Raw genomic sequence first — 12,249 nt, forward strand, 5'->3', positions numbered from 1 at the left:
GATAAAAGCCAGGGGATACCGAAACCGGGAGCGCTTTAAACTGGGGGTGATGTTCCACTACGGAAAGCTGAATATGGCGTTCTGAGCCTTCCCACCATGATCGGGGAAGACCCATTTATATACAGTATAGCAGCAACAGATCGATGTTGCAGCAAAATATGCATTACTGGCGAAGCTGCTGTGTTTCCGGGCCACCCATACTGCGTCGCCATGCCCCAGGCGCCTGACCATACTGGCGCTTAAAGCTGCGGTTGAAGGACTGCTGGGAGTCAAAGCCCAGCGCGATCGCCACGTTCAGAATCGGTTCGTCGCTGTGGGATAACCGCTCAACGGATTTTTGCAGCTTTTGCGCGCGAATATACCCGGCGAGGGGATAGCCCGTATGCTCTTTGAACAGGCGCTGGAGGTGCCATTTCGAGTAGCCGGAACGCCTGGCGACGGTCTCAATGTCCAGGCGGCTGTCCAGGTTGTTGTCGATCCAGTCGAGTAAATCATGCATAAATGCGCCAGTGTTCATCTGGTTACCCCCACGCAGCGGATGAAAAAGTATCTTTGTCTGTTGCATTAAAAGGTGGCGCGTTTTTGCAGTAATTGCAAGTTTTATTGTTGCATTTAAATCCCTGACCGAAACGGGTCTTTTCACATCCGCTCAAATAGCACATAAAGTGCAACAATTATTCTTGCACTTAGTTAAGCGCCTTCCTACAATCGCCGCGAATAGTGTATTCGCAACTGTTACAGTTTTGTGGCGATGAACGACACAAATGGCCTTAAGACAGCTCCCGGACAAAGGAAGTGGCGCGGTGCCTCCTGCTGCGTCTTGCCCGGTGGCGACAATTATCGGAATAAAAATAATGAGCCTGCAAAAAACCTGGGGTAATTCTCATCTGAGCGCGCTGGGGGCCATGTTGCTCTCCGTGCTGCTCGTCGGGTGCGATAACAGCGTCGCGAAAAATGCCGCGCCACCTGCGCCTGCCGTGAGTGCCGCTGACGTGGTGGTGAAATCGATTAGCCAGTGGGATAGCTTTAACGGCCGGATTGAAGCGGTGGAGAGCGTTCAGCTGCGCCCGCGCGTGTCCGGCTACATTGATAAGGTGAATTACACCGACGGCCAGGAAGTGAAGAAGGGCGAGGTGCTGTTCACCATTGATGACCGTACCTATCGCGCCGCGCTGGAACAGGCGCAGGCAAACCTGGCGAGGGCCAAAACGCAGGCCAGCCTGGCGCAAAGTGAGGCTAACCGTACCGATAAGCTGATCAATACCCATCTGGTCTCACGGGAAGAGTGGGAGCAGCGTCGTTCGGCTGCCGTTCAGGCGCAGGCCGACATTCGCGCCGCGCAGGCGGCGGTTGACGCAGCCCAGCTCAACCTGGACTTCACCAAAGTGACCGCGCCTATCGATGGTCGCGCCAGCCGGGCGCTGATCACCAGCGGGAACCTGGTGACTGCGGGCGATACCGCCAGCGTCCTCACCACGCTGGTCTCGCAGAAAACGGTGTACGTCTACTTTGACGTGGACGAGTCAACCTATCTTCACTATCAAAACCTGGCCCGCAGCGGGCAGGGGGCGTCCAGCAATCACACGGCGTTGCCGGTTGAGATTGGCCTGACGGGCGAGGAGGGCTATCCCCATCAGGGCAAAGTGGATTTCCTGGATAACCAGCTCACGCCGAGTACCGGGACCATCCGCATGCGCGCGCTGCTGGATAACTCACAGCGTCAGTTTACGCCGGGACTGTTTGCCCGCGTACGCCTGCCGGGCAGCGCGGAGTTCAAAGCTACGCTTATCGACGACAAGGCGGTGCTGACCGATCAGGATCGAAAATACGTCTATATCGTGGATAAAGAGGGGAAAGCGCAGCGTCGCGACATTACGCCGGGACGTCTGGCAGACGGTTTACGCATTGTGCGGCAGGGGCTGAACCCTGGCGACAAAGTCATCGTCGAGGGTTTACAGAAAGTGTTTATGCCGGGTATGCCGGTTAACGCCAAAACCGTTGCCATGACCGCCACCAGCGCCCTCAACTGATCCCTTGACCTGAGAATCCAACCCATGGACTTTTCCCGCTTTTTTATCGACAGGCCGATCTTTGCTGCCGTCCTGTCGATTCTGATTTTTATCACAGGGTTAATCGCCATCCCGCTGCTGCCGGTGAGCGAATACCCTGACGTCGTGCCGCCAAGCGTGCAGGTGCGCGCGGAGTACCCGGGCGCCAACCCGAAAGTGATTGCCGAGACCGTGGCGACGCCGCTGGAAGAGGCGATCAACGGCGTCGAGAACATGATGTACATGAAATCCGTCGCGGGCTCGGACGGCGTGCTGGTGACCACCGTCACCTTCCGTCCGGGGACTGACCCCGATCAGGCGCAGGTTCAGGTGCAGAACCGCGTCGCGCAGGCCGAGGCGCGTCTGCCGGAAGACGTGCGGCGTCTGGGCATTACCACCCAGAAGCAGTCGCCCACGCTGACGCTGGTGGTGCATCTGTTTTCGCCAAACGGTAAGTACGACTCGCTGTATATGCGCAACTACGCCACGCTGAAGGTGAAGGATGAGCTGGCGCGCCTGCCCGGCGTCGGCCAGATCCAGATTTTCGGCTCCGGCGAGTACGCGATGCGCGTCTGGCTGGACCCTAATAAAGTGGCGGCGCGCGGGCTGACCGCCTCGGACGTGGTCACGGCGATGCAGGAGCAAAACGTACAGGTCTCCGCCGGTCAGCTTGGCGCAGAGCCGCTGCCGAAAGAGAGCGACTTCCTGATCTCCATTAACGCCCAGGGCCGCCTGCATACCGAAGAAGAGTTTGGCAATATTGTCCTGAAAACAACGCAGGATGGTACGGTCGTCCGCCTGCGCGACGTGGCGCGGATTGAAATGGGCTCCGGGAGCTATGCCCTGCGTTCCCAGCTGAACAATAAAGACGCGGTCGGGATTGGTATCTTCCAGTCGCCGGGGGCGAACGCCATCGATCTGTCTAACGCGGTGCGCGCGAAAATGGACGAACTGTCCACGCGCTTCCCGGCAGACATGAAGTGGGCGGCACCTTACGATCCGACGGTCTTCGTGCGTGATTCGATCCGTGCGGTGGTGCAAACGCTGCTGGAAGCCGTGGTGCTGGTCGTGCTGGTGGTGATTCTGTTCCTGCAAACCTGGCGCGCGTCGATCATTCCGCTGATCGCGGTGCCGGTGTCGGTGGTGGGTACTTTCAGCATTCTCTACCTGCTGGGCTTCTCGCTGAATACCCTCAGCCTGTTCGGCTTGGTGCTGGCCATCGGTATCGTGGTGGACGACGCCATTGTGGTGGTGGAAAACGTCGAGCGAAATATCGAAGAGGGGCTTGCGCCGCTTGCGGCCGCGCACCAGGCGATGCGTGAAGTGTCCGGGCCGATTATCGCGATTGCGCTGGTGCTGTGCGCGGTGTTTGTGCCGATGGCGTTTCTGTCGGGCGTTACCGGCCAGTTCTACAAGCAGTTTGCGGTGACGATCGCGATATCGACGGTGATTTCAGCGATTAACTCGCTTACGCTCTCTCCGGCGCTGGCGGCACTGCTGTTAAAGCCCCACGGCGCGCCGAAAGATTTCCCGACCCGGCTTATCGACCGTCTGTTCGGCTGGATTTTCCGTCCGTTTAACCGCTTTTTCCTCCGCAGTTCAAACGGCTATCAGGGGCTGGTGGGCAAAACGCTGGGACGGCGCGGTGCGGTATTCGTGGTTTACCTGCTGCTGCTCTGTGCCGCAGGCGTCATGTTTAAAGCGGTACCCGGCGGGTTTATTCCCACGCAGGACAAGCTGTACCTGATCGGCGGCGTGAAAATGCCGGAAGGCTCCTCGCTGGCCCGCACCGATGCGGTGATCCGCAAAATGAGCGAAATCGGGATGAATACCGAAGGCGTGGACTATGCGGTCGCGTTTCCGGGGCTAAATGCGCTGCAGTTCACCAATACGCCGAATACCGGGACGGTCTTCTTTGGCCTGAAGCCGTTCGACCAGCGTAAACATTCCGCGGCGGAAATTAACGCGGAGATTAACGCGAAAATCGCGCAAATCCAGCAGGGCTTTGGCTTCTCCATTCTGCCGCCGCCGATTTTAGGGCTGGGTCAGGGGTCGGGCTATTCCCTGTACATTCAGGATCGCGGTGGTCTGGGCTATGGCGCGCTGCAAAATGCGGTGAACACCATGTCCGGTGCGATCATGCAGACGCCGGGGATGCATTTCCCGATCTCAACCTACCAGGCTAACGTGCCGCAGCTGGACGTGCAGGTTGACCGCGATAAGGCGAAAGCGCAGGGCGTGTCGCTGACCGATCTTTTCGGGACGCTGCAAACCTATCTTGGCTCGTCGTACGTCAATGATTTCAACCAGTTCGGGCGTACCTGGCGCGTGATGGCGCAGGCTGACGGGCAGTTCCGCGACAGCGTGGAAGATATTGCGAATCTGCGTACCCGCAACAGCCAGGGCGAAATGGTGCCGATTGGCAGTATGGTGAACATCACGACCACCTACGGGCCCGATCCGGTGATCCGTTACAACGGCTACCCGGCGGCGGACCTGATTGGCGATGCCGACCCGCGCGTGCTCTCATCTGCACAGGCGATGACGCAGCTGGACGCGATGTCTAAGCAGATCCTGCCGAACGGGATGAACATTGAATGGACGGATCTGAGCTTCCAGCAGGCCACCCAGGGCAACACGGCGCTGATCGTCTTCCCGGTCGCGGTGCTGCTGGCGTTCCTGGTGCTGGCGGCGCTGTATGAAAGCTGGACGCTGCCGCTGGCGGTGATCCTCATCGTGCCGATGACGATGCTTTCCGCGCTGTTTGGCGTCTGGCTGACCGGGGGCGATAACAACGTCTTCGTGCAGGTGGGGCTGGTGGTGCTGATGGGGCTGGCCTGTAAAAACGCCATTCTTATCGTGGAGTTTGCCCGCGAGCTGGAAATTCAGGGTAAAGGCATTATGGAAGCGGCGCTGGAGGCGTGCCGCCTGCGTTTACGCCCGATTGTGATGACCTCCATCGCCTTTATTGCCGGGACCATTCCGCTAATCCTCGGCCACGGCGCGGGTGCGGAAGTACGCGGCGTCACCGGGATCACGGTGTTCTCCGGTATGTTGGGGGTGACGCTGTTTGGTCTGTTCCTGACGCCGGTGTTCTACGTGACGCTGCGTAAGTTCGTCACGCGCGGCAAAAAAGAGGAAAGGGACGTGCTGCCCGCGTAGGGATGTTGCTGATAATAAAAAACCGCCTTCACAGTGAAGGCGGTTTTTTTTCGCATCAGGAAAACGTTATGACGTTTTTTGATACTGGGCAATGAGGTCAGGGAGCGGATCCCATCCGCTGCTGTCGGCGTTTTTCACCGCTTCCAGGGCGCTAGCCACGGTATGGCGCTCCAGTACCGCTAACGACGCCTGCTCGGCCTCTTCGGAAATCGATTTAAAGTACCAGCAGGCGTTAGCGCTGACCACGCAGCGGGCCGGTACGTCAGGGCGCGACGCCCACAGTTTTTTATCTTCGATGACCGAAAGGTAGATGTCGCGCAGGGTGATCTCTTCCGGCGGGCGACCAAGATGAATGGAGCCGTTACGGCCAAGCGTTGAGACGATAATGCCGTCTCGCGTCAGCGGAACCATCAATTTGCGGATGAAGCTCGGGTTTGCTTCCAGACCGTAGGCCAGAATCGCGCTCGTCGAACGTTCACCCAATTGCTCCGCCATCGCTACGCTGAGAACCATCTGCAAAGCTGTCGGGAAGCGGTAATCTAACATTTCTCTGTCCTGGGTTGCGGTGAATATTGTTCTTTTTGGCACCGCAGAGGTGAATAAGCAATAAACAACAATATAACAAATACGGTAATTATTTTGAAGCAATCTGCGGCATTTGCGATCAAACCCCCTGTTCTGCTTTAGCTAAACGTGCGGTTCGGGAAGTCAACTGTGACCAGGAGGCCACCTTCTGCAGAAGTACTCAGATTTACGCTGCTGTTGTGCTGCTGCGCCACCGCTTTGACGATGGCAAGCCCCAGCCCGCTGCCGCTTTGCACCTGATTGGGATCGCGGAAAAAGCGGTCGAACACGCGCTCCCGCAGCTCAGGCGGAATACCCGGGCCCGCATCGGAGACGCGCAGCTGAACGACGCGATCGCAGGCGCTCACGTCGACCTGAATCCGCCCGCCCTCGGGGCTGTACTTCACGGCGTTCTCAATGAGATTATCAATCAGCGACACCAGGCGTTCCCTGACGCCGTGGATCCAGACGTCATCCTCGGCAAAGAATTCCAGCTCAATTTTGCGCGCAGACGCTAGCGGTTCCAGCTCGGCCATTCGTTCCTGAATAAGCGTTGTCAGCGGCACGGGTTCCATCGCCGTATCAATGCGCGATTCACTGTGCATCATCAGCAGCAGCTGATTGACGAGGCGTGCGGCGCGGCTGTTGCTGCGAATCACGCCGGCAAGCAGCTCCTGCTGGCTTTCGCTGATGACCCAGGATTGCAGCGCCTCCACGTTGATGCGCATCGCCGCGAGGGGGGTACGCAGCTCGTGTGCAGCATCCGCGATGAAAATCCGCTCCCTTTCCGCGCTTTCACGCACCCTGGCAAGGAAGTCGTTGATCGCGTCCACCATCTGGCGAAGCTCCCGGTGCTTTGGTACGGCTCTTAAAGGGGAGAGGTCGTCCGGCGTGCGTAACGTAATTTCATTGACCACCTTATTCCATGGACGCATCGCAATGTGGATTGAGAGCCAAGCGGGAAACAGCAGAAAAGGGAAGCAGACCAGCAGCGGCAGGATGTAGTACCCGCGCGAGTTCAGATAGATAAAGAAGTTCCAGCCGCTGGCCGGGGTGAAAAGGGTAACCTCCACGTCGGAGTGCGGGGACTTGAGGGTGCGGCTGGTCCAGGTACGATCTCCACTCTGAACATGCTCCAGTTCGCCGAACCGGGTGTTTGTTATCCCTGCGGGCGCACCGTCGGAGGCAAAAATAACGGTATTATTTTTGCGAACGATGAGGTTAATCGACAGCACGGGATCTTCCCCTCCGCCGTAACCTTCCCGCAGGGCCTGGCTAAAGGCTTCCAGCACGGCGGTACGATCCTGCGGGCGTCCGTCCATACGCTCAGCCAGGGTAAAAACGGTTTCGTACGTTTTACTGCCCGTGAGGATGGGAGGGCTGCGCAGGTCCTCCCACAGAATAAAGGTTAGAAAAAGACACCACAGCAGGGTCAGCAGAAGCATCTGGGCGATGATAATTCGGCGCACCAGCGTCGGGCGCCTCAGGTGATACCAGACGTTTTGCATTAACCGCTCACCTTTTGAATGGAGACGGTATCAATGACGTACCCGACGCCCCGGACCGTTCGCACATAGCCGTCGCCGATTTTCCGCCGCAAGTTTCCCATATGCACGTCGAGCGCGTTGCTGAGGTTCTCTTTGTTGCCGAATATCCTTTCTTCCAGAAACCGCCGGGTCAGCACGCGGTCCGCGCGCAGCATCAACGTTTCCAGCAGCGCGTATTCACTGGCCGTTAAATCGATATGGCGCGCACTCACCGTCACGCGGCGCGTTGGGACATGAAGGGATAGCCCGCGAATTTCTATCGCCTCATTTTCAAAACCGTAGCTGCGCCGCGCAAGGGCTCGCACGCGCGCCAGCAGCTCGGCGAGAATAAAAGGTTTGACGAGATAGTCGTCCGCGCCGGCATCCAGGCCGCACAGGCGATCCTGCAATGTCCCTCGCGCCGTCAGGATGATGACGGGGATCCCCTTGAGCTGCTGGCGCAAACGCGTCATCAGGCTCATGCCATCGCCGTCGGGTAGCCCCAGGTCGAGCAAAATTAGTTCCGGCACGCAGACGTCAAGCTGATGCAGCGCATCCTCTTTACGGCGAACCCATATGACGTCAAACCCTTGATCTGAGAGGGCGATACGTACGCCATTGCCGAGATCCAGGTCGTCTTCGATAAGTAGAATTTTCACATTGGTAACGGTATCAACCGTGAATGAAGAATTTCTTAAGAAAAAAACGGTAGCAGGAAATCTGTCCGGATGACAGCGCCCGCGCGCGCTTCAGTCTTTCTTCATTTTCGGCTCATAAGAACCTTAGGGTCACGCTTCAAAATGGGCGTTCCGGCGTTTAACCGCCTGCATCGTCATCATTTGCATCCATAAGGACTTCCTTAATGAGAAATATCGAACTGCGTCATACGTTCCCTCATTTACTTTCGGGCCGCTGCCTGAAAACCCTCGTGCCGGGCGTCGTTCTGGCGTTACTGGCTACGCCTGTACTGGCGGAAGAACAGCGCCAGGGTAACGTCTTAACCCTGGGAGGCGGCGTGGATGTGGGGCCGCGCTACTCGGGTTCAGAGAAAACCCGCGTCTCAGCGGCTCAGGTAGTGGATTATTCCATGGCAAATGGCTTCTTTATCGGCACCACGCGAGGGATCGGTTATGGTAACAATGCTGGCAACCTGGATTACAGCGCAGCGCTGAGCTATCGAACGGGCCGTAAAGATAAAGACGTGAGCAGCGATTCCATCAGCTCCGGCAGCGACGAGCTGCGGGGGATGGGTGAGATTAAAGGCTCGGCTATCGTGGTACCCGGGCTGGGGTACAAGGTGACCGACTGGCTGAATCTGCAGATGCAGGCTGAGGTACCGGTGTCTGAGAGAGACAACGGTGAAGCGGTACATTTCGGCATTTCCAGCCCGTTCTACACCTCACCCAAAAATGAGGTGACGATGGCGGTGACCGGCAGTTGGGGATCCGGCAAGTATATGCAGACGTATTACGGGGTCAACGCCGCCCAGTCGGCCGCATCGGGCTTTGCCCGACATGACGCCGGGGCCGGGATTTATGCCTGGTCGATGAACCTTGACTGGACCCACAAGCTCACCTCGCGCTGGAGCGTGCTTGCCTCTGCGGGCGTGACGCAGCTGACGGGGGATGCGGGTGATAGTCCCATTGTGCAACGCAAAACGTCGCCCATGGGGAGTTTGAAGGTGACGTACAGTTTTTAATTGTGGGTTGCGGCGGCTGGTGGTCTTGAGCCGTATATAAGCCGCTCCGGTTTAGATGGCGGGGCGGAACCTCTTGCTGACAATTACAGCACACGTGGTTGACGGATTTATCTAAAGCTCCATTGTGCTGTGATGACAAAAACGGAGGGGATGATAATACCCACATCCATGCCAAAATAAGACGTAAAATTATACTGGAATCCGTGATATATGTAGGGGGAAAATCCTATCCCGGTTACTTTTTTAAAATCATGGTATGAACCATGGTCGCCACAATCATCGAATGTATCAAAGAAAAATTCGCCTACATATCCATAGATTCCCTTAAAAACCCAACCGTTATTCCACCCAGCCCAGTCTCTTCTTACGCCGGCAGCCAGACATCTGTCATTAAAGCTGTTTTTCATTGTGCCTAGCACAACACTATATTTCGATGTATCCGAAAATTTCCTCTCCACGGATATAAACTTGTTTTCAAAGTTCTCCGTGTATTGTCCGTGATTATTTGTCAGATGATAAACGTATGAGCCCGTGTTTATAGAATACAGATTTATTTCATCTGCAGAGCAATTCCATGTAACCAGATAAAAACTTCCTCACCACAGCCATGCGGGGCATCTCTTACGGGCTGTCTGCTTATGTGGAATATTATCCATACTCGCTCACTTTGGCTAACGTACTGAATTTATAAGAACTAATATTTGGCCTGCAGCTGTACAAATTTTAGCATACATACGGAAAGTTGAGATCTTGCGTCACGGGAACGGGACAATGTTCGCTTTCGGTGCAGACAACGCGGACCTTGTCAGACAGTTCCATGCGGCAGGCCTCCTTGCGGGAGGGAAGAATGAAGGCGCGCCGGGTACACGACCCGCGTATGGCCCTTGCCTATCTGCGCAATCCTGATGGGAATAAGCTGGCATGTGTTTGTCAGCATTATTCTCCGCAAACAGATGAGTATTCAAAGGAACAATAGTTACTTTTTAGGATGTTTAGTGGTGACTAAATCAGCCGTGTAATAGGGCGTCCCCTGCGAGTCATCTCAATTCAGTACACGGCTGGTACAGTCCGCCTCTGGCTCGATGCGGACGATCTGACTGAGCTTAAGGTCCGCTGTGAGCGAGGAGCGAAAGTTAACAGTTCATCTCGCACCCAAATAGTCGCATTACTAACATTGCTGCGTGTTAATCAACAGGGAGCAAGTAACTCTTATTTTCTTGATAAGCTTTGTATGGTATGAATAAACCTTACAAAGTTATGAAGAAGCTCGTGATTTTCCTCTGAGATACCATCTGGATCAAAGTGCATCACGTCGTTACGAATTATTCTGACCTTGTCGAGCTCTTTAGTAAAGATTTTTTGGTAATGACTCCAACTTACTGGTAGTGTTTTATGTTCAGATAATGTCCAATGACTTTGTCATGCAGTTCTCCCTTCAGGCGTGATTCATAAAGCGGCCAGTCATCCGTCATCCATACCACGACCTCAAAGGCCGACAGCAGGCCCGGAAGACGCTCCAGCGTGGCCAACGTGCGTTCACCGAATACGTGCGCCACAACCGTCCTCCGTATCCTGTCATACGCGTAAAACAACCAGCGCTGGCGTGATTTAGCGCCGACGTAACCCCACTGTTCGTCCATTTCCGCGCAAACAATGACGTCACTGCCCGGTTGTATGCGTGAGTTTACCGACTGCGGCCTGAGTTTTTTAAGTGTCGTAAAATCGTGTTGAGGCCAACGCCCATAATGCGTGCACTGGCGCGACATCCGACGCCATTCATGGCCATATCAATAATTTTCTGGTGTGTACCGGGCTGAGAGGCGGTGTAAGTGAACTGTAGCTGCCATGTTTTACGGCAGTGAGAGCAGAGATAGCGCTGATGTCCGGCAGTACTTTTACCGTTACGCACCACGCCTTCAGTAGCTGAGCAGGAGGGACAACTGATGGAGATGGAAGCCACGGGAGCACCTCAAAACCACCATCATACACTAAATCAGCAAGTTGGTAGCATTACCAGATTTTTTTATCTATTTGAAGTTCGGTTTTTTTCCACAATTCTGGATTTTCAAAAAGTCGTATATATTCCCCAAAGGTTAAATCTGCAACCGACTCTATAACCCGCTCGCTGTCAGATGGATTAACTATGCTAACAAGCTCATCTTTCGTAAATTTACCATCTATCAGCTTACGAATATGATTTTCGATTTCAGATAGTAAAAGAAAAGGTTCTGACAACTGTCTGAACTGAGAGCTAAGATCGGTAGTAGTTATAATCCCACTAATTCTTTGATCAGCAGATCGTACTAATACGTAAGCATACTCAATAATTCTAGGTAGTGCAGAAAAAATAGAGTCGCTGGCGTTTATTTCCCTGTGTGGCTTCATATAATCACGCACAACCGCAGATTCGGATTTGGTCAACGCTAGTTTTGGAGCAATGCTTTCCCAACTAATGACACCTTTAACATCTCGCTCGCTGGTCATAACGGGTAGTTGAGAGTAGTCATGCCGTAACATCAATGTGATGGCTTCTGTTAATGTGGCGTCAGGTTTCACGGTCACTAGCTTAACATCTGATGCTTCGAGTCGACTAACACGGAAGGCTGGCTCGGAAACTGCACCGGAAATTAGTTCATCTTGCGGCTGAAATACTGTTTCAGGTATAGCTAATTCGCCGTTACCTGATTCGGTTGCTTCGTCTAAGCATTCACCCGCTTCATGGGTCGTTGCGTCACTCCTAGGAGGTGCATAGATAGTAATTTTTGCATCCAGCGGCACACTATCAAAATCAGGTTCGGTTTTAACTCCTAAGTTTTCTAATGCTTTGCGAATTTTGTACGCAACCATGTAGCCTCGACGCTCTGCGCCAAACCAGCTTATGAATTCTCGCACTGATATTGGGTTTGAGGGCATACCGGCTTTTAGTTCACGAATGATTTCGTTAAGTCTTTCTCGATTTTCTACTGCCATAAAATTTTCTCCATGTAGGTTGGCGACTACAGTTAGCTTTCAGTCTTGATCTTGGGCTTCTCATGCTTTTTTTAAATCTGGACAACGAGGCTGGATTGGCTTTTTCAGCTCACCTCAGATTGCACCATCCCATACACATAGCTCAGATTCCTAATGTTCAGTATAAGGAGGCCAGAATACGAATTGCCCTTACCGCTAGTGCCAGCGCGTTGAGTTTAGTAGATGCCTTATTCATTTAGAATTTGATAAAAATACAAGACTCGGACAACAAGCTGCAATA

The 12,249-nt window shown here is 54.5% G+C and carries 9 protein-coding genes and 2 pseudogenes; 4 read left to right on the forward strand and 7 right to left on the reverse strand.

What is annotated here, in order from left to right:
- Positions 1-163 precede the first annotated feature (163 nt).
- A complete protein-coding gene (locus tag FHC48_RS17955; RefSeq protein WP_025911432.1) occupies positions 164-517 on the reverse strand; it encodes a helix-turn-helix domain-containing protein in 354 nt (117 codons plus the stop codon).
- Between the two features lie 337 nt (positions 518-854).
- Between FHC48_RS17955 and FHC48_RS17960 the strand changes: the two genes are divergently transcribed.
- Positions 855-2,030 (forward strand): efflux RND transporter periplasmic adaptor subunit, encoded by a 1,176-nt coding sequence (locus FHC48_RS17960; RefSeq protein WP_059362909.1) that lies wholly within the window; start codon positions 855-857, stop codon positions 2,028-2,030.
- A 24-nt stretch (positions 2,031-2,054) separates the two neighbouring features.
- Positions 2,055-5,210, forward strand: coding sequence for a multidrug efflux RND transporter permease subunit OqxB (gene oqxB / locus FHC48_RS17965; protein WP_021241210.1), 3,156 nt, complete (start codon positions 2,055-2,057; stop codon positions 5,208-5,210).
- Positions 5,211-5,276: 66 nt separating this feature from the next.
- Here oqxB and FHC48_RS17970 read toward each other — a convergent pair whose 3' ends face one another.
- From FHC48_RS17970 to FHC48_RS17980, 3 genes are all read right to left on the reverse strand, one after another.
- On the reverse strand, positions 5,277-5,756 hold the full coding sequence (locus FHC48_RS17970; RefSeq protein ID WP_008502426.1) for an Rrf2 family transcriptional regulator: 480 nt from the start codon (positions 5,754-5,756) through the stop codon (positions 5,277-5,279).
- A gap of 137 nt (positions 5,757-5,893) precedes the next feature.
- Positions 5,894-7,282, reverse strand: a complete 1,389-nt coding sequence (locus FHC48_RS17975) for a HAMP domain-containing sensor histidine kinase (RefSeq protein ID WP_059362911.1) — start codon at positions 7,280-7,282, stop codon at positions 5,894-5,896.
- Entirely contained in the window at positions 7,282-7,959 is a 678-nt protein-coding gene (locus FHC48_RS17980) for a response regulator transcription factor (RefSeq protein WP_021241213.1), read from the reverse strand. Before FHC48_RS17980 ends, FHC48_RS17975 begins: the two co-directional genes overlap by 1 nt.
- Before the next feature lie 203 nt (positions 7,960-8,162).
- On the opposite strand from FHC48_RS17980, the gene FHC48_RS17985 reads away from it, so the two are divergent.
- Positions 8,163-8,999 (forward strand): MipA/OmpV family protein, encoded by an 837-nt coding sequence (locus FHC48_RS17985; RefSeq protein WP_059362917.1) that lies wholly within the window; start codon positions 8,163-8,165, stop codon positions 8,997-8,999.
- A gap of 107 nt (positions 9,000-9,106) precedes the next feature.
- Here FHC48_RS17985 and FHC48_RS17990 read toward each other — a convergent pair whose 3' ends face one another.
- Complete coding sequence (locus FHC48_RS17990; protein WP_032651682.1) at positions 9,107-9,583, reverse strand: hypothetical protein; 477 nt, start codon at positions 9,581-9,583, stop codon at positions 9,107-9,109.
- A 175-nt stretch (positions 9,584-9,758) separates the two neighbouring features.
- Between FHC48_RS17990 and FHC48_RS23695 the strand changes: the two are divergent.
- Positions 9,759-9,975, forward strand: a pseudogene (locus tag FHC48_RS23695) (VOC family protein); the annotation flags it as partial.
- 400 nt (positions 9,976-10,375) lie between these two features.
- On the opposite strand, the pseudogene FHC48_RS17995 reads toward FHC48_RS23695, so the two are convergent.
- Positions 10,376-10,959, reverse strand: a pseudogene (locus FHC48_RS17995) (IS1 family transposase).
- Positions 10,960-11,009: 50 nt separating this feature from the next.
- Entirely contained in the window at positions 11,010-11,969 is a 960-nt protein-coding gene (locus FHC48_RS18000) for a CBS domain-containing protein (protein ID WP_259281175.1), read from the reverse strand.
- Positions 11,970-12,249 lie beyond the last annotated feature (280 nt).

The sequence above is a fragment of the Enterobacter sp. EC_50 genome, assembly GCF_019584525.1.
GTDB lineage: Bacteria > Pseudomonadota > Gammaproteobacteria > Enterobacterales > Enterobacteriaceae > Enterobacter > Enterobacter roggenkampii.